General features: G+C 73.1%; 21 protein-coding genes. 13 read left to right on the top strand and 8 right to left on the bottom strand.

Annotation, left to right across the window (positions count from 1 at the left end):
• Positions 1-45 precede the first annotated feature (45 nt).
• From V6N00_RS15855 to uxaC, 8 genes are all read right to left on the bottom strand, one after another.
• A complete protein-coding gene (locus V6N00_RS15855) occupies positions 46-1,098 on the bottom strand; it encodes an NAD-dependent epimerase/dehydratase family protein (RefSeq protein WP_334233846.1) in 1,053 nt (350 codons plus the stop codon).
• Positions 1,095-1,931: an S-methyl-5'-thioinosine phosphorylase gene (locus V6N00_RS15850; RefSeq protein ID WP_334233845.1), complete on the bottom strand. Its 837-nt coding sequence runs from the start codon at positions 1,929-1,931 to the stop codon at positions 1,095-1,097. Before V6N00_RS15850 ends, V6N00_RS15855 begins: the two co-directional genes overlap by 4 nt.
• Before the next feature lie 34 nt (positions 1,932-1,965).
• Positions 1,966-2,889 (bottom strand): ABC transporter permease, encoded by a 924-nt coding sequence (locus V6N00_RS15845; protein ID WP_334233843.1) that lies wholly within the window; start codon positions 2,887-2,889, stop codon positions 1,966-1,968.
• Positions 2,876-3,916, bottom strand: coding sequence for an ABC transporter ATP-binding protein (locus tag V6N00_RS15840; protein WP_416385100.1), 1,041 nt, complete (start codon positions 3,914-3,916; stop codon positions 2,876-2,878). Before V6N00_RS15840 ends, V6N00_RS15845 begins: the two co-directional genes overlap by 14 nt.
• Positions 3,917-3,969: 53 nt before the next feature.
• Complete coding sequence (locus tag V6N00_RS15835; protein ID WP_334233841.1) at positions 3,970-5,067, bottom strand: LolA family protein; 1,098 nt, start codon at positions 5,065-5,067, stop codon at positions 3,970-3,972.
• A gap of 376 nt (positions 5,068-5,443) precedes the next feature.
• Entirely contained in the window at positions 5,444-7,267 is a 1,824-nt protein-coding gene (locus tag V6N00_RS15830) for an acyltransferase family protein (RefSeq protein WP_334233840.1), read from the bottom strand.
• A gap of 66 nt (positions 7,268-7,333) precedes the next feature.
• Complete coding sequence (locus V6N00_RS15825; protein WP_334233838.1) at positions 7,334-8,719, bottom strand: glycoside-pentoside-hexuronide (GPH):cation symporter; 1,386 nt, start codon at positions 8,717-8,719, stop codon at positions 7,334-7,336.
• 27 nt (positions 8,720-8,746) lie between these two features.
• Complete coding sequence (gene uxaC, locus V6N00_RS15820; protein ID WP_334233836.1) at positions 8,747-10,171, bottom strand: glucuronate isomerase; 1,425 nt, start codon at positions 10,169-10,171, stop codon at positions 8,747-8,749.
• Here uxaC and V6N00_RS15815 point away from each other — a divergent pair.
• The 13 genes from V6N00_RS15815 to V6N00_RS15755 all read left to right on the top strand — a co-directional run bounded on the left by V6N00_RS15815 (position 10,170) and on the right by V6N00_RS15755 (position 25,594).
• Positions 10,170-10,439, top strand: a complete 270-nt coding sequence (locus V6N00_RS15815) for a substrate-binding domain-containing protein (RefSeq protein WP_334233834.1) — start codon at positions 10,170-10,172, stop codon at positions 10,437-10,439. The two genes, uxaC and V6N00_RS15815, sit on opposite strands and share 2 nt — an antisense overlap.
• A 41-nt stretch (positions 10,440-10,480) precedes the next feature.
• Positions 10,481-11,461, top strand: a complete 981-nt coding sequence (locus V6N00_RS15810; RefSeq protein ID WP_334233832.1) for a sugar kinase — start codon at positions 10,481-10,483, stop codon at positions 11,459-11,461.
• Entirely contained in the window at positions 11,458-12,990 is a 1,533-nt protein-coding gene (locus tag V6N00_RS15805; protein WP_334233830.1) for a UxaA family hydrolase, read from the top strand. Before V6N00_RS15810 ends, V6N00_RS15805 begins: the two co-directional genes overlap by 4 nt.
• Positions 12,966-14,495 carry a mannitol dehydrogenase family protein gene (locus V6N00_RS15800; protein ID WP_334233827.1) on the top strand — a complete coding sequence of 510 codons (1,530 nt, stop codon included), beginning with the start codon at positions 12,966-12,968 and terminating at the stop codon, positions 14,493-14,495. The genes V6N00_RS15805 and V6N00_RS15800 overlap by 25 nt, the downstream gene beginning before the upstream one ends.
• Positions 14,492-15,184, top strand: a complete 693-nt coding sequence (eda, locus tag V6N00_RS15795; RefSeq protein ID WP_334233825.1) for a bifunctional 4-hydroxy-2-oxoglutarate aldolase/2-dehydro-3-deoxy-phosphogluconate aldolase — start codon at positions 14,492-14,494, stop codon at positions 15,182-15,184. Before V6N00_RS15800 ends, eda begins: the two co-directional genes overlap by 4 nt.
• Before the next feature lie 62 nt (positions 15,185-15,246).
• On the top strand, positions 15,247-16,743 hold the full coding sequence (locus V6N00_RS15790) for a glycoside hydrolase family 28 protein (RefSeq protein ID WP_334233823.1): 1,497 nt from the start codon (positions 15,247-15,249) through the stop codon (positions 16,741-16,743).
• 174 nt (positions 16,744-16,917) lie between these two features.
• Positions 16,918-17,745: a 4-hydroxy-tetrahydrodipicolinate reductase gene (gene dapB, locus V6N00_RS15785; RefSeq protein WP_334233821.1), complete on the top strand. Its 828-nt coding sequence runs from the start codon at positions 16,918-16,920 to the stop codon at positions 17,743-17,745.
• A complete protein-coding gene (locus V6N00_RS15780) occupies positions 17,742-18,566 on the top strand; it encodes a hypothetical protein (protein WP_334233819.1) in 825 nt (274 codons plus the stop codon). Before dapB ends, V6N00_RS15780 begins: the two co-directional genes overlap by 4 nt.
• Entirely contained in the window at positions 18,563-19,204 is a 642-nt protein-coding gene (locus tag V6N00_RS15775; RefSeq protein WP_334233817.1) for a pyridoxine/pyridoxamine 5'-phosphate oxidase, read from the top strand. Before V6N00_RS15780 ends, V6N00_RS15775 begins: the two co-directional genes overlap by 4 nt.
• On the top strand, positions 19,201-19,926 hold the full coding sequence (locus V6N00_RS15770) for a DedA family protein (protein WP_334233815.1): 726 nt from the start codon (positions 19,201-19,203) through the stop codon (positions 19,924-19,926). Before V6N00_RS15775 ends, V6N00_RS15770 begins: the two co-directional genes overlap by 4 nt.
• A 126-nt stretch (positions 19,927-20,052) precedes the next feature.
• Positions 20,053-20,955 carry a 4-hydroxy-tetrahydrodipicolinate synthase gene (gene dapA / locus V6N00_RS15765; RefSeq protein WP_334233813.1) on the top strand — a complete coding sequence of 301 codons (903 nt, stop codon included), beginning with the start codon at positions 20,053-20,055 and terminating at the stop codon, positions 20,953-20,955.
• Positions 20,952-22,646: a ribonuclease J gene (locus V6N00_RS15760; RefSeq protein WP_334233811.1), complete on the top strand. Its 1,695-nt coding sequence runs from the start codon at positions 20,952-20,954 to the stop codon at positions 22,644-22,646. Before dapA ends, V6N00_RS15760 begins: the two co-directional genes overlap by 4 nt.
• A 131-nt stretch (positions 22,647-22,777) precedes the next feature.
• Positions 22,778-25,594: an FtsK/SpoIIIE family DNA translocase gene (locus tag V6N00_RS15755; RefSeq protein ID WP_334233809.1), complete on the top strand. Its 2,817-nt coding sequence runs from the start codon at positions 22,778-22,780 to the stop codon at positions 25,592-25,594.
• Positions 25,595-25,622: the final 28 nt, after the last annotated feature.

Raw genomic sequence — 25,622 nt, 5'->3', positions numbered from 1 at the left:
GGTCCCGAGGCACGGATCCCGTCACCGGCGCCGACGACGTGCCGGTCAGTCCCGCAGGCGTGCGTGGGCGAACTCCCGCATCCCGGCGGCGAACTCGTGCTGCTCCGACCAGCCCAGTTGTTCACGGATCCGCTCGGAGGAGGCGGTGATGTGGCGGACGTCACCCAGGCGGAACCGGCCGGTCACCTCCGGCGGCGGACCGTCGACGGCGTCGCTGAGCGCGGCGGCGAGGTCACCGATGGTGTGCACGTGGGCCGAGCCGACGTTGAAAGCGCGGAACGCGGCCGCATCGTCGGACAGCACCGCGTCGACGGCGGCGATGTTCGCTGCGGCGATGTCGTCGACATGGATGAAGCTACGCCGCTGCCGCCCGTCCTCGAAGACCTGCGGCGCCTCACCGCGAGCCAGGGCGGACCGGAAGATGCTCGCCACCCCGGCGTACGGGGTGTCCCGCGGCATCCCGGGGCCGTACACGTTGTGGTAGCGCAGCGCGATCGCCGCCGCGCCCGACTCCCGCGCCCAGTTCGCGGCCAGGTGCTCCTGGGCGAGCTTGGAGGTGGCGTAGACGTTGCGCGGGTCGACGGCGTCGTCCTCGTCCACCAGCGCGGGTGTCAAGGGCTCGCCGGTCCCCGGGTCGCGGGGGTCGAACATGCCGGCCTCCAGGTCGGCCACCTGCCGGGGAGCAGGCCGGACGATGCGCCCGCCGGGGGAGCGGTACGCCCCCTCGCCGTACACCACCATCGACGAGGCGAGCACGAGTGAGCCCACCCCGCACGCCTGCATCTCGGCCAGCAGGACGGCGGTGCCCCCCACGTTGGTGGCGACGTAGTCGGGGGCGTCGCCGAAGTCGACCCCCAGGCCCACCTTCGCCGCCTGATGGCTCACGACGTCGACGGCGGCCAGCGCCGCGCGCACGCTCGCCGGATCGGTCACCGATCCCCGGACCAGTTCAACCCCCTCGGGCAGCTCCGGGACGCTCGCGTGCACGCCCGGGTCCAGGGCGTCGAGCACGCGGACCGTCCAGCCCCGCTCGCGGGCGAGGGCGCAGATCCGGGACCCGATGAACCCGGCTCCTCCGGTCACGAGCAGCCGGGTCACGCGGCGACCACCGGCTGCGCGAGAACGCGGGCCACCGCCTGCGGGTCCATCGCCCGGGGCGACCGGTAGGGCTCTTCCCAGTCGGCCGCGACGGTGCCGAGGACGGCGAGCACCCGCTCCTGGGCCGCCGCGAGCCGGTCGAAGACCAGTTGGGCAGAGACGGGTTCCGAGCCGTCGTGCCCGGTGTCCGCGTCGGTGACGTAGGCCAGGGTGGCGTATCCGAGGTTCAGCTCGGCGGCGAGGACGGCTTCGGGGTACTGCGTCATGCTGACGAGGTCGGCACCGGCCGAACGGAGCCAGGCCGACTCGGCCTCGCTGGTGAAGCGGGGACCGTTGATGACGGCCAGGACCGCCCGGTCCCGGTGATCCTCGTCGTGCCGGTTCAGGGCGCGGATGAGGGCGGCACGCAGGTGCGGGCACCACACCTGCGTGGTCTGCAGGTGCTGGACGCCCGCGTCGTTCGTCCCGTCGTAGAACGTGTCGGCGCGGCCGCTGGTCCGATCCAGCACGTCGGTGACGACGGCGAACTGGCCGGGCCGGTGGTCGGGCGAGAGCGACCCGACCGCAGCGCTCGAGAGCACCGCCTCGACTCCGAGCGAGGCGAGCGCCCACAGGTTGGCCCGGTAGTTGATGCGGTGCGGGGGCAGGGCGTGCGTGGTTCCGTGCCGCGGCAGGAAGGCGATCTCGCGCCCACCGAGCCGGGCGAGGGTCACGGGGGCGGACGTGGCACCGTACGGGGTCTCGACCCTCCGACTGTCGATGACGTCCGCTCCGGGCAGCCGATAGAGACCGGAACCGCCGATGACGCCGAGGACGGGCTGCGCTTCGCTCATCCCCTCATCCTGCCAAACTCCCCGGAGGGACCCGTCAGCTGAGGATGTCCTTCGTCGTGAACCGCCCGTAGGCCAGGGCGCCGAACAGCGCGACGTACCCGGCCTGCAGCAGCGCGTTCTGCCCGAACGAGCCCCAGGCGATCGGTTCGCGCAACAGGTCGGCGACGTCGAGCCAGTGGTCCGTGAAGAGCCACGGGTGCAGCCAGTCGAGCTGGTCGAGGCTGCCGAGCACCTGGGAGACGACGGCGAGCACGATCGTCGCCGCCATCGCGCCCACCGGCACCGTCGTCAGCGTCGAGGCGAACAGGCCGATCGCGGCCAGACCGAGCAGTGAGACCGTGACGTACCCCGCCATGAGCAGCAACCGCCCCAGGGCCTCGACCGGCCCGACCGCGGTCCCGGAGAGCAGGGTGGCGGACCCGAGGGGGAACAGGGTGACGCCGACCAGCACGCCACCGGCGACGACGGCCAGCGCCGCCGCCGCGCAGAACACCACGGTCGCCGCGTACTTGACGACGAGCAGCCGCACCCGCCCGGCCGGCGCCGCGAGCAGGTAGCGCAACGTTCCGAGGCTCGCCTCGCCGGCGATCGTGTCCCCGGCGGCGACGCCGACCGTGAGCGGCAGGAAGAGCGGCATGCTCACGACGAGGCCCACGACGCCGGCGAACAATCCGTTGTGCGTCACCTGGTCGAGGAACGTCGGCCCGCGGCCGCTCGCCGCCCGGCCGGGGGAGAAGCGCACCGCGAGGCCGATCAGCACCGGTACGGCGGCCAGTGCCGCGAGCATCGCCCATGTGCGCCAGCGCCGGAAGAGGAGGCCGATCTCCGATCGGGCCAGGGCGACGGTGCTCGCCCGCGGGCCGCGGCCGGTCGACGGGTCGGCGCTCGTCGGTGCGGGGCTCGCCGGAGAGGGGTCCGGGCGGTCGGGATCTGCCGCTGCGGGCTCAGCCGGCGACATCGAAACCCTCCCCGGTCAACTCGACGAACCGCTGCTCGAGCGTGGTGCCGGTGGAGGTGAAGCCGCGCACCCGGACGCCGGCGGCGACGAGTGCCGCGACCACGTCCTCGGTGGCCGTGCGCCCGGCTCGGCCGGCGGCCGCGGTGTCGACGCCGGCCTCGGCGGCCGGCCAGGCGGCGTCGATGGTGTCCGGCGCCGCGGTCTCGGCGGTGAGCCCGAGCCGGCGGAGCACTCCGAGCGCGGCGTCCGTGTCCGGGGTGGTGACGCGCACGCGTGACCGGGCGTCGCCGCGGAGGTCGTCCAGGGTGCCCTGGGCGACGAGCCGGCCGGCCCGGAGGACGGCCGCGTGGGTGCACACCTGGTCGACCTCGGCGAGCAGGTGCGTCGAGACGAACACCGTGGTGCCGTCGTCGGCGAGCGAGCGGATCAGCGCGCGGACCTCTCGGGTGCCCTGCGGATCGAGGCCGTTGGTCGGCTCGTCGAGCACCAGCAGTTCCCGGGGGGCGAGCAGCGCCGCCGCCAGTCCGAGGCGCTGTTTCATGCCGAGCGAGTAGGCGTGCACCTTCTTCCGGGCGGCATGCGTGAGGCCGACGCGTTCGAGCGCCGCGCCGATCCGAGCGGACCGGGTGCGGGGCTCGGTGAGCGGGTCGGCCGTGTCGAGCCGGCGCAGATTGGCCTCGCCACTGAGGAACGGGTAGAACGCCGGACCCTCGACGAGCGCGCCCACGTGGGGGAGCACGCGGGCGAGGCGGAAGGGGACGGCCTCGCCGAGGACCTCCGCCCGTCCGCCGGTGGGAGCGACGAGGCCGAGCAGCATGCGGATCGTCGTCGTCTTGCCCGAGCCGTTGGGCCCGAGGAAGCCGAAGACGCTGGCCCGCGGCACGGTCAGGTCGAGGGCGTCGACGGCGGTGTGGTTGCCGAAGGTCTTGGTGAGCCCGCGGGTGGCGATCGCGGAAGCCGGGGACGCGACGGATGCCGGTCCGGGCGTCACGCCACGGTCATCGGGCCGAGGGGGTGACTCGACCATTCACCGGCTCTGCTCTCTGCGGGTATTCACGGGCGTGCGCTCACCGGGCCGGCTCACCGGGCGGCGGCCTCGAGCGTGCTCGCCGGGACCGCGCCGGTGATCACCCGGCCGTCGTCGGTGAGCAGGACGTTGACGAGCGAGGTGGACAGCAATCGGCCGCCCGGCACCGGGGTCGCGAGCTGCGCGACGAGCGGGGAGCGGGCGAGGTCACCGGGCACCCTCGCCGCGGGGATGACGGTGACGGCGTCCCAGCGCGGGCCGGTCGCCGCGAGCTTCGCGGCCTTCGCCTTGGCGGCCTGCTGCTTCGCCGGCGTCAGGGGGTGTGAGAAGTGCGACGACGTGGGCAGCTGCTGCTGGGTCACCGTGGCGCCGGCCGGCGGGGTGAACGAGAACACCGAGGGATCGGGGGCGCGCAGGTCGAGCGAGGTCAGCGCGACGTGGAACGCGGGATCGGTCTGGCCCTTCGCGTAGACGTCGACGGCGAGCGGCAACCCCGTGGTCGACTCGACGGCGATGTGCACCGACCCGACCAGGGTTCCCGACGTGCGGGGCGTGAGCACGAGCGTCCAGGCGCCGTGGCCGGCCACCGTCACCGGCTCCCCGACCGTCACGGTGGTCGACGGGCCGACCGCGGCCAGGAAGCGCTGGGCCAGCGCGTCCGGGGTCAGCGTGTCGGGTGCCATGGAGTCCGGGCTGACCGGGCCGGTGACGCCGGAGCCGGACGCGGCGGGCAGGGTGGTGCGGGTGGCGCGCCGGGTCGACGAGTCCCACGTCCACGCCGTCGTGCCGTTGCGCACGACGTCCCGCTCGGCAAGCTGGTCCATCACCTGGACGCGCAGCTTCGTGGGGCCGTCGGCGTACACGCGGGCCGTGTGCGCGGAGGTGAGCAGGTCCAGGGCGGCGGCGGTGCTGGAGGCAGCCGCGTCCGACCCGAGAGCCTTCGACGGTATCGACGGCAGGCCGAGGTCGGTGCGCTGCTCGACCTCACCGGAGAACTGCTGGCTGCGGTGCGCGGCCAGCAGGGCCAGCACCTGCTCGGCGCTCGCGGGCGAAGGTGGGGGCGTTGCGGCTGCGCCGCTGACCACCAGACCCACCGCGACGACGGCGGGGACGGCGGCGGCGGGCGCCCAGCGGAACCAGTTCGAGCTCATGGCGGCCTCCCGTGTGCTTGCTTCCACGCTACGCCGATGCCGGGCCGCCGGACCCGGTTCCGGGCAACCTCACGGCCGATTCCCCGGCTGGGGATGGGCCCGCGAGCCTCGGGGCCGGCTCGTGGGCGGAATTCACGACGCTGTTGCGCGCCACCCGCCGCATCAGATCCCGGGACACGCCGGCGTCGCTCGGGCTATGACGCTTAGTCCCGGACTGCGTCGGCGTGTCGTGGGACCGGCTGTTGGCGCAGAAGTCCGGTCCCGACCGCGGGCGGCGTGTCGTGGGACCGGGTGCAGGCGCAGGAGTTCGGTCCCCGATCGCATGCGACGAGTCGTGGGACCGGCTGGCGTGGACGCTGAGGGACCGCCGAGCCCGTCAGGGGCCCGTGACCGCCCGGGAGATGACGTCGGCGTACAGCTGCTGCCCCCGCGGGGTCGGGTGGATGCCGTCACTGGCCAACCAGTCCGTGTGGGTGGCGACGGCGGCCTGCCAGTCGGCGACGGTGATCCGCGGGTCGTCCGCGACGGCCTCCCGCAGGGAGCGGTCGGCCTCCGCCGTCCAGTACACGCGGTCGGGCGCGAAGCCGGTGACGAGCACGAGCCGGCGGTCCGGCCCGAGGACGTCGAGCAGCTCGGTCACGCGGTCGTGGGAGAACTCGTCGTTCGTGGCGAGGCTGACGACGACGGTGCGACCGAGCCGGCCCTGCTCCGCCAGGCGGCGGGCGGCGTCGGCGGCGTCGTTCATCGACCGACCCACGCTCGCGTCGATCACGGCCCCGCGCAGGTCCCGCTCGAGAGCGGCGGTCGAGGCGACCGTGACCGAGTCGCCGATCACCGTGACGTCCCGCCCGGCGCCCGCGGACCGTCCGACCGTCCCCGTCGGCTGCGCGTCGAGCACCTTCTGCCCCGACTCGATCTGCCGCTGCGCCTGCGTCGTGTTGGGTGCGTCGGTGACGCCGGCGACGGCGACGCTGCCGCTGCCGAGCACGGCGGCGACCGCGACGAGGGCCACCGGGAGCGCCTTCCGGCCCCGTCCCAGGGAGCGCCGGCCGAGGGCGCGCAGCGCGCCGCGCCAACCGAGCGTGAGGACGGGTCGCTCGACCCACCGGTAGCTCGCCTCGGCGGCGGCCACGGTCAGGACCACGACGATCACGGCCTGCGTGAGCATGGGCAGCGTCGGGTCGGCGTAGTGCAGCAGCACGAACACCGGCCAGTGCCACAGGTACAGCCCGTAGGAGCGGCGGCCGATCCACCGCAGCGGCGACACGGACAGCAGCCGGGAGAGGATGCCGGGACGCCGGGTCAGCAGGCCCTGCACGACACCGACGGTCAGCAGGGTCGCCAGCGCCAGGCCTCCCTGATAGGTGAGGTCGCTGCGCTCGGTGAGCGCGACGCCGCACGCCACGAGTCCGGCGAGGCTGAGCAGGCCGATGACGTGCCGCACGCGGGCCACGACCGGGGTGGCGGCGGCCGCGCGGGCCGCGTCGAGCGCGTGGGGGACCGCGAAGGCGAGCGTTGCCCCGGCCATCAGCCCGAAACTGTGGGTGTCGGTGCCGAAGTAGACGCGGGTGGCCTCCGAGCCGGGCACGTGCAGCGCTGCCATGCCGGCTGCTGACGCCACGGCCGCGAGGGCCGCCGCGGCGACGAGCACCCGGCGTCGCACCTTGAGCAGCAGCAGGGCGACGACGATCAACGGCCACGCCACGTAGAACTGCTCCTCGACGCTGAGGGACCAGAAGTGGGTGAGCAGCTGCGGGGAGGTCTGGGCGAAGTACGCCGAGTGGGACGTGATGCCGAGCCAGTTGCTCGTGTACGTCAACGCGCCGGTCAGCTGCCGCCCGAGCCCGACGAGAACGTCACCGCCGAGCAGGGCCGCGGCGGTCGTGGAGACGAAGAGGACCAGGAGCATGGCCGGCAGCAGGCGGCGGGCCCGGCGGAGCCAGAACGCCCCGAGGGCAATCCGCCCGGTGCCGCCGAACTCGACCAGCAGCAGCGAGGTGATGAGGAACCCGCTGAGCACGAAGAAGACGTCGACGCCGACCATGCCGCCGGGCATCCACTGCGGCAGCAAATGGTAGAGCATCACCAGGACGACGGCGAGAGCACGCAGGCCGTCGAGCCCGGGCAGGCTCGCGTGACGGGGCCGTGCCGACGCGGTCGGGGCGGCCGTGGGCGAGGGGACAGGCGACGTCGTTACCAAAACGAGATCGAGTCTATCGGTTCGCGCCCACGGCCGTTCGGCTCTGAGAGAAGAGCCACAGACCGGTCAGTCGGCCACGGCCTCTGCCTCCCGCACGTGGATCTCCTCGACCAGTTCCCGGTGCCGGGTGTCGGTCAGGGGGTAGAGGAACCACAGCACGAGCCCGGCGATGGCGAAGGCGATGGCCGGGTAGAGCGCCTGGATGCCCTTGATGCCGAGGGCGGCGCCCGCGGACTGCGCGACGTTGGGCACGTAGCCCACCAGGGTCAGGCCGAACCCGGCGAGACCGCCGGCGATCGACTGGGCGATCTTGCGGGAGAAGTTGAACATCGAGTAGGTGATGCCCTCCTGCCGCTGACCGTTCTTCCAGTGCCCGTAGTCGATCGAGTCGGAGATCATCGCCCAGGTCATGCCGTTCGGGATGGCGACGCCGATGAACGAGATGGCCAGCAGGATGGTGAAGGACCACGTCGTCGTGCCCGGCAGGAAGAAGTTCAGGCCGTCCGCCACGGCGGCGATGCCGAAGCCGAGGATCGCGGTGTTGCGCTTGCCGAAGCGCCGGGCGAGGGCCGGCATCGCCAGGATGCCGACGACCGAGGCGCCGATGGAGATGAAGTTGACGTAGGGCAGCACGCTCTTGTCGTTCAGGTAGTACTGCGTGAAGTACACGACCATGGCCGTCTTGACGTTGTACGCGCTGATCGAGAACACCGTCATGAGGATCATCACCAGCAGCGGCCGGTTGGTGCCGATCGCGCGGGCGAACTCGCGGGCGTTGAAGCGGCGTTCGGTGCGGATGACCGGCACGCGCTCGGACGTGTTGCGGAACGTCAGCCAGAAGGCGCCGACGCCGACGGCGGCGAGGATGCCGGCCGCGACGGGGTAGCCGATGCGCGGATCGCCGAAGGCGTCCGCGATCGGGACGAAGACGACGCCCGTGATCAGCAGCGCGCCGACGGACCCGGCCTGCCGCCACGACGCGAGCTGGCTGCGCTCCTGGGCGTCCTGGGTCAGCACCGACCCGAGGGAGCCGTAGGGCACGTTGGTGAAGGAGTAGAGCACGCCCCACAGCATGTAGGAGACGTACGCGAACGCCAGGTTCGCAGCCTGGGCGGCGCCGGGGGTGAGGAAGGTGAAGATCGTCAGCAGGGCCAGGACGATGCTCGAGTAGAACATGACGGGCCGGAAGCGCCCGTTGCGCCCGATCCGGCGGCGGTTGTCGATGAAGGATCCCGCGATGGGATCCATGAAGGCGTCGAAGATCTTCGTGAAGACGAAGACGCCTGCGGCGACCGAGCCGGGCAGGCCCGCGACGTCGGTGTAGAACTTCAGCAGGTAGGCCTGGCCGAGATCGAACATGAAGCCGTTGCCGAAGTCGCCGAGGCCGTAGGAGAACTTCTCCTTCAGCGTCAGGCGGATCCGGCCCACGGAGGCAGCGGCGATGCTGGACATGGTGCTCCTAGACAGGGGTGCGAGTGATCACGCGGAAAGCCGCCGGTAGGACTCCCGGGGCAGGGTGTAGGCGAGGTCGACCGCGGTCTGCGCGGCCTCGTCCTCCTCGAGGCGGTGCTCGGCGACGAGCCGCGCCAGATGACCCGCATCGATCCGCCGCGCCAGGTCGTGGCGGGCGGGGATCGAGGCGAACGCCCGGGTGTCGTCGACGAACCCGGACGTGTTGTAGAACCCGGTGGTCTCCATCGCGCTCTCCCGGAACCGGCGCATGCCCTCCGGGGAGTCGAGGAACCACCACGGAGCGCCGAGACGCACCGACGGGTAGGCGCCCGCGATGGGCGCGAGCTCCCGGCTGTAGGTCGTCTCGTCGATCGTGAAGAGGATGCAGCGGAACCGCGGCGAGAAGCCGAAGCACTGCAGCATCGGGCGCAGCGAGCGCGTCCACTCGACGTGCTCGGGGATGTCGAAGCCCCGGTCGTATCCGTGGGCGGCGAACACGTCGTCGTGGTGGTTGCGCAGCACGCCGGGGTGGATCTGCATGACGAGCCCGTCCTCGCTGGACATGCGGGCCATCTCGAAGAGCATCCCCGCGGCGAAGCGGCGCTCGTCCTCGGCGGTCGCCTCCCCCCGGAGGGCGGCCGCGTAGATCCGTTCGCCGTCCGCCGGCTCGAGCGGCGTGGTGTCGGCGTCGTCGTGCCCGTGGTCGGTGGCCAGGGCCCCGGCGGCGATGAACGCCTGCCGCCGGGACCGCAGCGCCTCGAGGTAGCCGGCCCAGGTGTCGGTGTCGACGCCGGCCAGGTCGCCCAGGGCCTGCGCGTCGGCGCGCCACGTGGGCCGGCGCAGGTAGACGACCGCGTCGGGGCGGAACGTCGGGATGATCCGCTCGCCGTAGCCCCGTTCGGCGAGGGCGGCGTGGTGGGCGAGGTCCGACGTCGCGGGGTCGGTCGTGCTGAGCACCTCGATGGCGAAGCGGTCGAGCAGGGCCAGCCGACGGAAGCCCGGCTCGGCGATGCGCGCGGAGATCCGGTCGAAGATCGCGTCGGCCGTCTCGGCGGCCGGAGCGACGTCGACGCCGAACACCTCGACGAGTTCGTACTCGAGCCAGTACCGCGACGGCGTGCCCCGGTACAGGTGCCAGTTCTCGCACAGCCGCCGGAAGATGGCGCGCGAGTCCGTCTCGACGGCCCCGCCGTCCTGGCGCGGGACGCCGAGCTCGGCGAGGGAGGCGCCCTGGGAGGCGAGCATCCGCGTGACGTAGTGGTCCGGCACCACGAGCAGCTGCGCGGGATCGGCGAACGGCTCGTCCGCGTCCAGCTCGGCGGCCTCGACGTGCCCGTGCATGCTCACGAGTGGCAGGTCGGCGGTGTGCTCGTGCAGGCGACGGGCGATGGCGCGCACCCCGGGGTCGGCTGGCAGGGCACGGTCGGGGTGCAGGGACAGGGGTCTGGTCATGCGGGGCAGCCTCGAAGCGCTCATCAGCCGGCTCGTGTCCTACGGCGTCTCGGTGCCCGGCGAGATGAGCGTCGTCGGCTTCGACGACATCTCGGTCGCCGGGATGCTGCACCCCGCCCTGACCACGGTGCACATGCCGATGGAGGAGGCCGGCCGGCAGGCCGTCAAGCGCCTCGTCCGTCTCATCACCGACGAGCCGGACGATCCCCACGTGCTGCCGACCCACCTCGTCGTGCGCTCGACCACGGGGCGCCCGGTCGCCTCATGATCGGCGCCACCCCGCTCACCCCCACCGTCCCTGGAGTTCCCGTGCCCCCGCACCACGACATCCCCGACGTCCTCGTGCTCGGCGAGATCCTCGTCGAGCTGACCTCCGCCGAGCCGCTCGCGCCCGGCGCCGGCCTGACGCTCGGCATCAGCGGTGACGCCCTCAACGTGGCCGCCGCCGCGGCGGCCGCCGCGGCGCGCACCCTGCTGGTGGCTCGCGTGCCGGACGACGAGCTCGGTGACGCCATCGTCCGGCGGTGCACCGAGCTCGGCATCGACACCTCCGCGCTCGTGCGCGGACCCGGCCAGCACGGCCTCTACCTCTCCCACAGCGACCCCGACGGCGAGCGCGAGTTCCTCTACGCGCGCCGCGCCAGCTTCGGCTCGACCGTCGCCCCGGAGGACCTGCCGGCGGAGGCGCTCGCGGGCGCCGGCGTCGTGACCGCCTCGGGCATCGCCTCCGCCGTCTCGGCGACCGCCGCCGCCACGGTCCGCGCCGCCGCCGAGGGCGCCCGTCGCTTCGTCTACGACCCGAACCTGCGGCCGCGGCTGACGACGGTCGAGCAGGCCCGCGCCCAGCTGCAGGCCCTCGCGCCGCACTGCGAGGTGGTCAAGCCGTCGTGGCCGACCGAGGTCACGCGCCTGCTGGGGTTGCCCGCCGGCGCCACGGAGGAGGACGCCCTGGCCGGGCTGCGCGCCCTCGGCGTCGCCGACGTCGTGCTCACCCGGGGCGCCCGCGGCGCCGTCGTCGCCGACGCGTCCGGGGTCACCGCGGTGCCGATCGTGCCCGCCCCCGTCGTGAAGGACCAGACCGGCGCGGGGGACAGCTTCACCGGCACCCTGTGCGCCCGGCTGGCCCTCGGCGACACCCTGCTCGAGGCCGTGCGCCTCGCCTCCGCCGCCGCGTCCCTGTCGGTCGGCGGCATCGGCGGCACCGGCCTCGTCCCCACCCTCACCCAGACCCGCGAGCACCTGAACCGGGCCGCTCGCATCGAGACCACACTCACGGAGGAAGCATCATGACCGGTCGGGTCCTCAGCCTCGGACGCGACGACGACGTCGTCATCGCCCTCGACGGTGCCGGCGCGGGGGAGACCGTCGACGTCGACGGTGCCGCACTGCCCGCGAACGGCGACATCCCGCGCGGGCACAAGATCGCGCTGCGCGACATCCCCGCCGGCGGTCTCGTGCACAAGTACGGGCACGTCATCGGGGAGGCGACCGCGGACATCCACCGCGGCGACCACGTGCACACCCACAACCTGGGGATGCCGGCCGACCCCACGGCGCTGGCCTCCAGCGACACCACGCACGCGGCGGCCGCCGTCCTGCCGCCGGACCTGCCCCGCACCTTCGCGGGAATCAGGCGCTCGGACGGCCGGATCGCCACGCGCAACTTCATCGCGGTGCTCTCGACGGTCAACTGCTCGGCCACGGTCGCCCAGCAGATCGCGCGGCGGTCCGAGATCCCGCTGGAGTCGTGGCGGGAGCGCGGCATCGACGGTGTCATCGCCCTGACCCACGGCACCGGCTGCGGCATGGCCGCGTCGGGCGAGGGCTGGGACGTACTGCGCCGGACGATGCGCGGCTACGCCGAGCACCCGAACATCGGCGGCGTCGTGGTCGTCGGGCTGGGCTGCGAGGTCAACGCCATCGCCGGGCTCATCGACCCCGCCGAGCTGCGCACCGACGTGCCCATCTCCTCGTACACGATCCAGGGCGTCGGCGGCACCCGCGCCGCGATCGACAACGGGGTCGAGGCGGTGCTCGCGATGGCCGAGCAGATCGCCGACGTCGAGCGCACCGAGGTGGGCGTCGAGAACCTCGTCCTCGGGATGCAGTGCGGCGGCAGCGACGCCCTCTCCGCGATCACCGCCAACCCGGCGCTCGGCGTCGTGAGCGACTGGCTCGTGGCTCAGGGGGCGATCAGCGTGCTGGGGGAGACCCCCGAGATCTACGGTGCCGAGCAGATGCTCGCCGACCGGGCCGTCTCCCCGGAGGTCGCCGCCCGCCTGCTCGAGCGCATCGCCTGGTGGGAGAAGTACGCCGAGCGGGAGGGCGCCACCCTGGACGGCAACCCGTCGCCCGGCAACAAGGAGGGCGGCATCTCGACCATCCTCGAGAAGTCGCTCGGCTCCGTGGCCAAGGGCGGCCACGCTCCGCTGACCGCCGTGCACGCGTACGCCGAGCGCACCGACGTGCCCGGCTTCGTGTTCATGGACTCCCCGGGATACGACCCGGTCTCCGCGACCGGCATGGTGGCCGGCGGCGCCAACCTGATCTGCTTCACGACCGGCCGCGGCTCCGCCTTCGGCTCGCGCCCCGCGCCGACCGTCAAGCTCGCCACCAACCGGGAGCTCGCGATCCGGATGGCCGGCGACATGGACGTCGACTGCTCCGGCGTCGTCGAGGAGGGCCGTCCGCTCGAGGACGTGGCCCGGGAGATCTACGCCGAGCTGCTCGCGGTCGCCTCCGGGAAGCAGAGCAAGAGCGAGGAGCTCGGGATGGGCGGCGAGGAGTTCGTGCCGTGGCAGATCGGGGCCGTGCTGTGACCGGTGAACGACCGACCGGTGCTCGCCTGAACGCTGCCGCGCTCGCGGGCCTGGCGCCGGGCGACGGCCTCGTCCTCCCGGACCCGGCGGCCCTGAACGCGTCCGTCGGCCTGGTGCACCTGGGCATCGGGGCGTTCCACCGGGCGCACCAGGCGCTCTACACCGAGGACGCCGCGACCGCGGCGGGCGATTCGACGTGGGGCATCTGCGGAGTGACGCAGCGCTCGGCCGGGGTCCGGGACCAGCTCGCCCCGCAGGACGGCCTGTACGGGGCGCTCGTGCGGGCGCCCGGCACCACCCGGCTGCGGATCACGGGCGCGGTGCGCGAGGTGCTCTTGCCGACCGACCAGGCCGCCGACGTCACCGCCCGCTTCGCCGACCCCGCCGTCCGCGTCGTCTCCCTGACCGTCACCGAGAAGGGCTACCGGCGTGCTCCGGACGGGTCGCTCGACCTCACCCACGCGGACGTCGCGGCCGACCTCGCCGGCGCCGGGGCGCCCCGATCCTCCGTCGGGCGGCTCGTGCGCGGACTGCAGGCGCGGATGCGCGCCGACGCCGGCCCCGTCACCGTGCTGTGCTGCGACAACCTGCCCGCCAACGGCCGCGTCCTGTCCCGACTCGTCGACGACTTCTGCGCGGCGCTGCCGACGCGGGAGGGCGACGAACTCGCGGCCTGGCTGGCGACCAGTGTGACGTTCCCGAGCTCGATGGTCGACCGCATCGTGCCCGCGACAACGCCCGAGGACGTGGCGGACGCGCGCGCGATCACCGGGCTCGAGGACCACGGGCTCGTCGTCACCGAGGACTTCGGCCAGTGGGTGATCGAGGACCGGTTCGCCGCCGCCCGCCCCGCCTGGGAGCGCGCCGGTGCCGAGTTCACCGCCGACGTCGAACCGTACGAGGCCATGAAGCTGCGGATCCTCAACGGATCGCACTCGACGCTCGCCTACCTCGGCGCGCTCGCCGGCCACGAGACGATCGCGCAGACCGTCGCCGACGACCGGCTGCGCGAGATCGCCGAGCACCTCGTCACCGAGGACGTCATCCCGACGCTGGCGCCCGCCGGGGACACCGACCTGCCCGCCTACGGGCGGCAGATCCTGCAGCGCTACACCAATCCCGGCCTGCGCCACCGGACCGTGCAGATCGCCATGGACGGATCGCAGAAGCTGCCGCAGCGGCTGCTCGGCACCGTGCGGGACCGGCTCGCCGCGCACGAGCACGCTCCATGGGCCACCCTCGGCGTCGCCGCCTGGATGGCGTACGTCGCCAGCGAACGGGACGCCGAAGGCCGGGAACTGCCGCTCGACGACCCGCTGGCCGACCGGCTCGGCGCCGTGCGGGGGAACACCGACCCCGCTGCCGTCGTCGACGACCTGCTCACCGTGCGCGAGGTCTTCGGCACCGACCTGCCCGACCACACCGTATGGCGCGACGACCTCGTCGCCGCCGTCGGCGACCTCCTGGCGGCCCCCGTCGCCGCCGGGGGAAGGACCACGCGATGACCGACATGCACACCCACTCCCACGCCGCGGACGACACCGCCGCGGACACTGTCGCCGACATCCGCGCCGTCGCGGCGCGCCTGGGCATCGTGCCCGTCATCGTGCTCGACTCCGTCGACGACGCGGTCCCGCTCGGCGAGGCGCTCGTGCGCGGCGGCCTGCCCGTGGCCGAGGTGACCTTCCGCACGGCCGCGGCGGAGGAGTCGCTGGCGCGGATGGCGCAGATCGACGGCCTGCTCGTCGGTGCGGGCACGTTGCGCACCCCCGAGCAGGTCGCGGCCGCGGCCCGCGCCGGTGCCCGGTTCGCCGTCACCCCGGGCCTCTCGCCCCGCATCGTCGACGCCTGCCGTAAGCACGGCCTGCCCCTGCTGCCCGGCGTCTCCAGCGCCACCGACATCCACGCCGCCACCGAGCTCGGCCTGAGCGTGCTCAAGTTCTTCCCCGCCCAGGCCTCCGGCGGGGCGCCGGCCATCGCGGCGCTGTCCGCCCCCTTCGGCGACGTCCGGTTCATGCCGACCGGCGGGGTGAGCCCCGACAACCTCGCCGACTACCTGCGCCTGCCCAGCGTCCTCGCCGCGGGCGGGTCCTGGATGGTCGCCCCCGACCTGATCCGAGCCGGCCGATGGGAGGAGATCGAGCGCCGCTGCCGGGACGCAGTCCGGCAGGCGGCGGACCTCCGCGCGCACTGACGCCGCGGACACCGTCCGGCTCTCTTGCCGGGCACCCTTTCCTGTCACGAGACGGAGACACGATGTCCACCATGTACTCCCCGCACCGTCCCCTCCGCCGGGTCCTCGCCGGCCTCGCGGGCGCCGCCCTGACGGCCGCGCTCGCGCCCGTCGCCGCGCTCCCCGCAAGCGCTGCCCCCGGCACCACACCGTCGCCGACGACGTCGACCACCACCTGCCTGCCCAGCTCCTGGGGCGCCCTCGGCGACGGGACCCACGACGACACCGTGCCGATCCAGCGGGCGATCGACGACTGCGCCGCTCGCGGCGGCGGCACCGTCCGGCTGACCGGACCCGACCGCACCTGGGTGACCGGGCCGATCCAGCTGCGCAGCCACATCACCCTGCAGATCGACACCGGCGCCACCCTCCGTGCCGTCGACGACCGATCCCGGTTCACCTGGGGATTCGTCGGGTACACCTTCAACCAGTCCGCGGCGGGCAACGCCGGCGTCTCCGAGGCGCTGATCTCCGGTCACGGCGTCACCGACGTCGCCATCACCGGCGGCGGCACCATCGACGGGCAGGGCAGCCAGCTGTGGTGGACCGAGGCCCAGCAGGCCAAGACGGACATCTCCCGCTACAAGTCGGCCCTGACGTTCGGGGCGCTCGCCGTCGCGATCCAGGCCGACCCCGGCCACCCCTCGGCGCTGCCGGCCTCGCGGTACGCCGCACTCGGCGCCATCCCGACGAGCAACGGGCTGCCCCGGCCCTGGGTCGTCGAGTTCTACGACGCCCAGCGGGTCTCCGTCTCGGACGCCACCGTGACCAACTGCTCGATGTGGTGCCTCGGCCTGCGCTACACGACCGACGCCGCCGTCACCGGGTACACGGTCCGCAACCCGTCGGACGCTCCCAACACCGACGGCGTCGACGTCGTCTCCTCCGACCGGGTGCGCCTGAGCCGGCTCGACATCGCCACCGGGGACGACGACGTCGCCATCAAGTCCGGATTCCCGGGCTTCCCGACCCCTGCCGTGCCGGCCACCGACATCAGCGTCACCGACTCGACGTTCGGCACCGGGCACGGGCTGAGCATCGGCAGCGAGGCCGACAACGGGGTGCTCGGCGTGCACGGTTCCCACCTGTCGTTCACCGGCACGGACAACGGGGTGCGCATCAAGTCCGGACGCGACCGCGGCAGCGACATCGGCGACATCGCCTTCGAGCACGTGCGGATGACCGACGTCGCGAGCCCCATCACCTTCACCGACTACTACACGGGCCTGCCGAAGCCCGGGGTGGACTCCGGCCAGCCGGTGACGGCGACGACGCCGCACATCCACGACGTCACCATGCGGGACCTGCAGGCGACCGGCGCACAGAAGTCGCAGCTGATCGGCCTGCCGGAGGCGCCACTGCAGCGCATCGACCTCTCCGGCGTCCTGCTGCAGGGCACGTCCCTGGAGCTGCGCAACGTCACCGGCGCCTTCCACGGCGTCCGGGTGCAGCCGGTCACGGGCAGTCCGTACGTCGTCGAGGAGGGGGTCGACGTCACCGGCCTGGGCGCTCCGTCCTGATCCCGGGCTGATGCGCAGCACGGCACGACGGGCCGGGCGGGATCGCCGATCCTGCCCGGCCCGTCGTCGTCCGGCGGCCGCCACCCCCGGCGCCATTCCCGGGCGTCGCCGTCGGAGGTCACCGAAGGACGCCCGTCGGGGCGCCGTCCAGCACGCTGGCCTAGGGTGGAGACCATGCCCGATTTCTCCGTTCCCACCCCGGACACCGCCGGTTCGGACACCGCCGGTTCGGACACCGCCGGTTCGAGCCCGCTCCGCGTGGCGGTGACCGGTGCGGGTGGGCGTATGGGCGCCGCCGCGGTCGACGCGATCGACGGCGCCCCCGACCTGGAGCTGGTGGCGGCCCTGGGCCGCGGCGACGCCCTCGAGGAGATCGTCCGCGCCCGTGCCGACGTGCTCGTCGACCTGACGGTGCCGGACAGCACCGAGGAGATCGTCCACTTCGCCGTCCGCAACGGCATCCATGCCGTCGTGGGCACCACGGGGTGGGACGAGTCGCGCCTGGCCGCGCTGCGCGACGCGCTGGCCGGCGCCCCCGGGATCGGCGTGCTCATCGCCCCCAACTTCGCGGTCGGCTCCGTGCTCGCCACCGCCTTCGCCGCGAAGGCGGCCCGGTTCTTCGAGTCGGTCGAGATCATCGAACTGCACCACCCGGACAAGGTCGACGCGCCGTCCGGCACGGCCGCCCGCACCGCGGCCCTCGTCGCCGAGGCCCGCCGTGCCGCGGGGACCGCGCCGAGCCCCGATGCGACCCATACCGGCGCTCCCGGTGCTCGCGGGGCCGACGTCGACGGGGTGCGCGTGCACAGCGTGCGCCTGCGCGGTCTCGTCGCCCACCAGGAGGTGCTGTTCGGCTCGGCGGGGGAGACCCTGACGATCCGGCACGACTCCCTGGACCGTGCCTCCTTCATGCCGGGGGTGCTGCTCGGCATCCGCTCCGTTCCCGCGGCGCCCGGCCTCACCCACGGCCTGGACGCCTTCCTCGGCCTGGACAAGGCGTGACGGGCCGCGAGCAGCTCGACCAGAAGGCTGCAGCGAAGGCCACGGCGCAGGCCACGCACGAGAAGGACACGGAAGGACCAGCGATGAGCGAGACGACCGGTCACGGCGCCCACGCCGAGGGCCCGGGCGCCGACACGGACGGGCGACGGCGGAGCCGGCGAGCGCTGAGCACCCGACACCTGATCGGTCTGGTGCTGCTCGTCATCGGCGCGCTGGTCTCGCCGTTCGACTTCTGGCTGGCGCTGATCTTCATCGCGCCGGCGTTCTTCTTCCTCGCCACCCGGGTGTGGGTCGCGGTCGTCGTGGCCCTGCTGGCCCTCTATCTCGTGCTCACCGCGCAACGCGGCTGGCTGCTGCTCGCCTCCGACGGGCTGCTCGCCAAGGGCCTCGGCGTCGCGCTGCTCCTGCTGCCGATCGTCGGCGCGTGGGTCCTGGCCCGTGAGATCGCGTTCGGCACGCGGGTCGAACGGATGGCCCGGATCCTCGAGCGGGAGGGCGGCCTGCCCGACGACGACCTGCCGCGCCGGCCGTCCGGCCGGGTCGTGCGTGCCGCCGCCGACGAGGCGTTCGAGCGGTACCGCGTCGAGGTGCAGGACGACCCGGACGACTGGCGTCGCTGGTTCCGGCTCGCCTGGGCCTACGACGCCGCGGGCGACCGCACCCGCGCCCGCCGCGCGATGCGGGACGCCATCCGCCGTCACGCCGAGGACCCGGACCACGAGGCCCGGACGACGCCTGCTCGGCCGGAGACCCCTGCTCGGCCGGCGGACACGGCACGCACCGAGGACACCGGCCCCGCGACGGAAGGACCCCTGCCGTGAGCGACCCCGACGCCGTCGATCCGACAGCCGGCGACACCACCGCCGCGGCCGACGCGACGGCCGACCCGCTCGGCCTGCTGCAGACCTGGTGGGACGAGGCCCGCGAGCGCGGGGACGGCATGCCCGACGCCATCAGCCTGGCCACCGTCACCCCCGAAGGCTCCCCGGCCAACCGCATCGTCATCGCCAAGCGCGTGGACGAGACCGGCGTCGTCTTCGTCACGTCCGGCACGAGCGACAAGGGTCGCGAGCTCGCGGCCCGCCCCGAGGCCGCCGCCGTCTTCCTCTGGCCGCAACCATTGCGGCAGGTGCGGGTCAGCGGGCCCGTCGAGGTGCTCGACGACGCCGACTCGGACGAACTCTTCGCGGTCCACGCCCCGCTGTCCCGGGCCGGCTTCGTCGCCTCCCGGCAGAGCGAGCCGATGGACCCGGCGGCCCTGGACCGGCTCTGGGAACGGATCCGGGACCTCGCCGAGGACCCGGACGCGCTCGAACGGCCCGCCCGGTGGCACGGCTACCGGATCGTGCCGACGGCGATCGAGTTCTGGTCCCAGGACGAGGAACGCACCCAGACGCGCGTGCAGGTCTACCGCGCCACCCCGGCCGACCCCTGGCAGCAGCGTCAGGTCCAGCCGTGACGGCGGCAGCGATCGCGCTGCCCCTGGCGAATCGTTCTCTGGCGACACGGCCCCTGACGAGCCTGCCGCTGACGAGCGAGGACGCCGTCGCCGGCGCCACGGGAGGCGTCTTCGGCGCGGTCTCCCGCTGGGTCATCGACGTGATGGGCCTGATCGGCGCGCCCGGTGCCGGCCTGGCGGTCTTCCTCGAGAACGTGTTCCCGCCCGTCCCGTCCGAGGTCGTCCTGCCGCTCGCCGGACTCGCGGCGGCCCAGGGCCGGTTCGGCGTCGTCGACGCCGTTCTCTGGACGACGGCCGGCTCGGTGCTCGGCGCCTACCTGCTCTACGCGATCGGCCGGGCGCTCGGCCACGACCGGATCACCCGGCTCGCGCGGAGGATCCCGCTGCTCGACGTCGAGGACGTGGACAGGGCGGTGAGCTGGTTCGACCGGCACGAGGACGCCGCCGTCCTCCTCGGCCGTCTCGTGCCCGGCGTCCGCAGCCTCATCTCCGTCCCCGCCGGGGTCGAGAGGATGCCGCCGCTGCGTTTCGGGGTGCTCACCCTGGCCGGCTCCGGTCTCTGGAACACGGTGTTCATCCTCGCCGGCTATCTGCTCGGGGACCACTGGGACGCGGTGCTGATCTGGGTCGATGCGGCGAAGTACGCGATCGTCGCCGGCGCCGCGGTGCTGCTGGTGGGATACCTCGTCGCCCGGGTGCGTCGACGCCGCTCCCGGGCCTGAGCCAGGACGCCCCTCCTGACCCGTGGGACGGCCGGTCCGGCAACGAGTCGGAAAGCGCCCGGAACCCGCCCGGCGACCGGCCCGTCGGGTGCGCGGGGGACCCCCGCAGCCGGTAACGTGGAGGCCATGCCCGACGCCTCCATCCCCTTCGGCCGCCTGCTGACCGCCATGGTCACGCCCTTCACCCCGGACGGGGAGGTGGACCTCGATGCCGCCGCGGCGCTGGCCGACAAGCTCGTGACCGACGGGTGCGACGGGCTCGTCGTCACCGGCACGACGGGGGAGACGTCGACGCTGACCGACGAGGAGAACCTCGCCATGTTCCGCGCCGTCAAGGACGCGGTGGGGGACCGAGCCAGCATCGTCGCCGGCACCGGCACCAACGACACGGCCCACTCGATCAATCTGTCCCGCCGCGCTGAGGAGGTCGGCGTCGACGGCCTGCTCATCGTCACGCCGTACTACAACAAGCCGAGCCAGACCGGCGTGCAGGCGCACTTCACGGCGATCGCCGACGCGGTCGGCCTGCCGATCATCGCCTACGACATCCCGGGCCGCTCGTCGATCCCGATCGCCCCGGAGACCATGCTCCGCCTCGCCGAGCACCCGCGCATCGTCGGCGTCAAGGACGCCAAGGCGGACTTCTCCGCCGCGACCCGCGTGCTGGCCGGGTCGGACCTGACCTTCTGGTCCGGTGACGACGGGCTAACCCTGCCGTGGATGGCGGTCGGCGCCGTCGGTGTCATCGGCGTCACCACCCACGTCGCGACCGCCCGCTTCCGGGCCCTGATCGACGCCGTCGTCGCCGGCGACCTGCCCGCCGCGCAGAAGATCGCCTACGAGCTCGAGCCCGTCATCCGGGCCACCATGACCCGCGTCCAGGGCGCCGTCGCCGCCAAGCAGATCCTCGCCTGGCAGGGCGTGCTCGCCCACGCCGGCGTGCGCCTGCCGCTGGTCGCCCCCACCGAGGGCGAGACCGCCCTCATCCGCGCCGATCTGGCCGAGGCCGGTTGGGAGTTGTCCGCATGAGCGATCCGACATTGGAACTGAAGGCGCCGCCCGCGCTGAAGCCGGGCACGATGCGGATCATCCCGCTCGGCGGCATCGGCGAGGTCGGCCGGAACATGACCGTCTTCGAACTCGACGGCAAGCTGCTCATCGTCGACTGCGGCGTGCTCTTCCCCGAGGAGCACCAGCCCGGCGTCGACCTGATCCTCCCGGACATCACGAGCATCCGGGACCGGCTCGACGACGTCGTCGCCGTCGTGCTCACGCACGGCCACGAGGACCACATCGGCGCCGTCCCCTACCTGCTGCGGCTGCGCAAGGACATCCCCCTGGTCGGCTCGCAGCTCACGCTGGCACTGATCGAGGCCAAGCTCGCCGAGCACCGGATCAAGCCCTACACGCTCGCCGTGACGGAGGGGCAGATCGAACAGCTGGGCCCGTTCGCCTGCGAGTTCGTCGCCGTCAACCACTCGATCCCCGACGCGCTCGCCGTGTTCATGCGCACCCGCGCCGGCAATGTGCTGCACACGGGCGACTTCAAGATGGACCAGTTGCCCCTCGACGGGCGGATCACCGACCTGCGCGCCTTCGCCCGGCTGGGCGAGGAGGGCGTCGACCTGTTCATGGTCGACTCCACGAACGCGGACGTGCCCGGCTTCATGTCCTCCGAGCGGGAGATCGGCCCCACCCTGGATCGGGTGATCGGGCAGGCCCGCAAGCGCGTCATCGTCGCCTCGTTCTCCTCGCACGTGCACCGCGTCCAGCAGGTGCTCGACGCCGCCCACGCGAACGGCCGGAAGGTCGCCTTCGTCGGCCGCTCGATGGTGCGGAACATGTCGATCGCCTCGCAGCTGGGCTACCTGCACATCCCCGAGGGCATCCTCGTGGACATGAAGCGGGTGGACGACTACCCGCAGGAAAAGATCGTCCTCATGTCCACCGGTTCGCAGGGTGAGCCGATGGCCGCCCTGTCCCGGATGGCCAACGGAGACCACCGGGTGCAGGTGGGCCGCGGCGACACCGTCATCCTCGCCTCCTCCCTCATCCCGGGCAACGAGAACGCCGTCTACCGGGTGATCAACGGGCTGATGAAGCTCGGTGCCGACGTCGTGCACAAGGGCAACGCGAAGGTGCACGTCTCCGGCCACGCCGCCGCGGGCGAACTGCTCTACTGCTACAACATCGTCCGGCCCCGCCAGGTGATGCCGGTGCACGGCGAGGTCCGGCACCTGATCGCCAACGGCAAGCTCGCCCAGGCCACCGGTCTGGCCGAGGAGGACGTGCTGCTCACGGACGACGGCTCGGTCATCGACATGACCGACGGCGTCGCCCGCGTGGTCGGCGGCATCGAGTGCGGCTTCATCTACGTGGACGGGACGACGGTCGGCGAGATCACCGACGACGACCTGAAGGACCGCCGCATCCTCGGCGACGAGGGCTTCATCTCGATCATCACCGTGGTCAACCGGCACAACGGCACCATCGTCTCCGGTCCGGAGATCCACGCCCGCGGGTTCGCCGAGGACGAGAAGGTGTTCGCCGAGATCATCCCGAAGATCAGCGAGGCGCTGCACGAGGCGGTGCAGTCCGGTCCGGGCAGCGCGCACAGCACGTACCAGCTGCAGCAGATCGTCCGCCGCGTCGTCGGCACGTGGGTGAACCGCCGGTACAAGCGGCGCCCGATGATCATCCCCGTCGTCCTCGAGGCCTGAGACTCCCGCCGGGTCCATGTCCGGCTCGGCCCGTCCGGGCTCGGCCGGATGTGGACGGCCAGGGTCTGATCCCGCCGGACGGGGCCACGTCGGTCCCGGCCTGACGGGGCCTCGGACGGTACCGTGGAAACATGGCGACCCGTACTTCCCCCGCCCCCGCCCGCCAGGGCAAGGGCAGCGCGTCGCGAGCATCCACCCGCTCCGGCGGCGGGACCGGCAGGTCCTCCGCCCGCTCGAGCGGTTCCTCGCGCGCCCCGCAGCCCGACGACCGGCCCTCCCTGCCGGTCCGCGCCGTCCGCGGCGCCTGGCTCGGACTCGCCCACGGCGTCGGCAACGCCGTCCGTGCCGTCGGTCACCGCGTCGAGGGCCTCGAGCCCGAGGACCGCCGTGACGGCCGCGCCCTGTTCTTCGTCCTCCTCGCCGGCCTCGTCGCGGCCGTCGAGTGGTGGTCCCTGTCCGGGTGGTTCGCGCGCGGCGTGCACGCCGTCGCCGCCGGCACCTTCGGCTCCATCGCCCTGATCCTGCCGTTCGTGCTCGTCATCCTCGGCCTGCGGCTGATGCGGGCCCCCACGGCCACGAGCGCCAACAACCGCGTGACCATCGGCCTGGCCGTGCTCACCGTCGCCTCCTGCGGCGTTGCCCACCTCGCCCTCGGCGCTCCCACCATCTCCGCCGGAGTCGACCAGCTCTGGGCCGCCGGCGGCATGATCGGCTTCCTGGCCGCCAGCCCGCTCAGCCAGATCATCACCCCGGCCGGGACCCTCGTCCTGCTGCTCGCCCTGGCCTTCGTGAGCCTGCTCATCATCACGGCCACCCCGTTCGGGAGGATCCCCGCCCGGCTGCGCGAGCTCTACGAACACCTGACCGGCCAGCAGCCGCGGGCCGCGGCCGACGAGCACGACCGCTCCTACCTGGACGAGCACTACCGCGGGGACGCTCCCGCGCCCCGGCGCGGGAAGAAGAAGCGGTTCGGCCGCAAGGACCGCGAGGACCAGCACACCGACCTGGACGGCTACGACGGCGACGAGGCCTTCGAGCGCGCTCTGCTCGACGACGAGGCGGACCCCGCCACCGCGGACATCCCGGCCGTGCCCGCCACGCCGCCGCAGCCGGCGGTGCAGTCCTCTCCGGCGGTACCGCCGGGGGTCCGCCGGCCCACCCGCGCCGAGCAGGCCGCCGCGAAGCTGCGCGCCGAGCAGGGGCTCGACTCCGACAGCCGGCCGACCGAGGCGCTGACCACCGTCCGGTCCACCCCGGTGGCCCCCCAGATGCCGCCCACCCCGATCCCGCAGCGCTCCGAGCAGCTGCAGCTCTCCGGCGACGTCACGTACACCCTCCCGGCCTCGGACGTCCTCACGCCGGGCACGCCGCCCAAGGAGCGGTCCGCCGCGAACGAGGCCGTCGTCGCCGCCCTGACCAAGGTGCTCACCGACTTCGGCGTCGACGCGGAGGTCACCGGGTTCTCCCGCGGCCCGACCGTCACCCGGTACGAGATCGAGCTCGGCTCCGGCACCAAGGTCGAGCGGGTCACCGCCCTGAGCAAGAACATCGCCTACGCGGTGGCCTCGGCGGACGTGCGCATCCTCTCACCCATCCCCGGCAAGTCCGCCATCGGCATCGAGATCCCGAACACCGACCGCGAGACCGTGTCGCTGGGCGACGTGCTCCGCTCGAACAACGCCCGCAAGACCGACCACCCGATGGTCATGGGCGTCGGCAAGGACGTCGAGGGCGGCTTCGTCGTCGCCAACCTCGCCCGCATGCCGCACCTGCTGGTCGCAGGCGCCACCGGCGCGGGCAAGTCCTCGTTCGTCAACTCGATGATCACGTCGATCCTCATGCGGGCCACGCCGGACGAGGTGCGGATGGTCATGGTCGACCCCAAGCGCGTCGAACTGACCGCCTACGAGGGCGTGCCGCACCTGATCACCCCGATCATCACCAACCCGAAGAAGGCGGCCGAGGCGCTGCAGTGGGTCGTCCGCGAGATGGACGCCCGCTACGACGACCTGTCCACCTACGGGTACAAGCACATCGACGACTTCAACAAGGCCGTCCGCAACGGCAAGGTGACCCCGCCGCCCGACTCCAAGCGGGTCATCAAGCCGTACCCGTACCTGCTGGTCATCGTCGACGAGCTCGCCGACCTCATGATGGTCGCCCCGCGCGACGTCGAGGACTCGATCGTGCGCATCACCCAGCTGGCCCGCGCCGCCGGCATCCACCTCGTGCTCGCCACCCAGCGGCCGTCGGTGGACGTCGTCACGGGCCTGATCAAGGCGAACGTGCCCTCCCGGATGGCGTTCGCCACCTCGTCCGTCACCGACTCCCGCGTCGTGCTGGACCAGGCCGGCGCGGAGAAGCTGATCGGTCAGGGCGACGCCCTGTTCCTGCCGATGGGCGCCTCCAAGCCGATGCGTGTCCAGGGCGCCTGGGTCACCGAGTCCGAGATCCACCAGGTCGTCGAGCACGTCAAGAGCCAGCTGCAGGCCGTCTACCGCGACGACGTCACCGTCCAGGCGGAGAAGAAGCAGATCGACGAGGAGATCGGCGACGACCTCGACCTGCTGCTCTCGGCCGCCGAGCTGGTCATCAACACCCAGTTCGGGTCGACGTCGATGCTCCAGCGCAAGCTCCGGGTCGGTTTCGCCAAGGCCGGGCGCCTGATGGACCTGCTCGAGTCCCGCGGGGTCGTCGGACCCTCCGACGGGCCGAAGTCGCGCGAGGTGCTGGTCAAGCCCGACGACCTCGGGGCGACCCTCGCCGCCATCCGCGGCGACGAGCCGCCGGCTCCGGCGGCCGCCGCCGGATCGTCTGCCGACCACGGCGGTGAATGGGGGAGCGACCTGGTCGAGGCCGACCTCGACGGGCGGACGCAGGCGATCGACTACCACGACGACGCCGACGGGGACGACTCCGAGGACGCCTGGAACCTGACCGGGCGCTGACGGCAGCACCGCCGGGTCCGGCCGACGG

This window comes from Tersicoccus mangrovi, from assembly GCF_036881825.1.
Taxonomy (GTDB): Bacteria; Actinomycetota; Actinomycetes; order Actinomycetales; family Micrococcaceae; genus Tersicoccus; species Tersicoccus mangrovi.
Note: the sequence above shows the minus strand (reverse complement) of the source record. Positions and strands in the feature narration are given on the sequence as shown.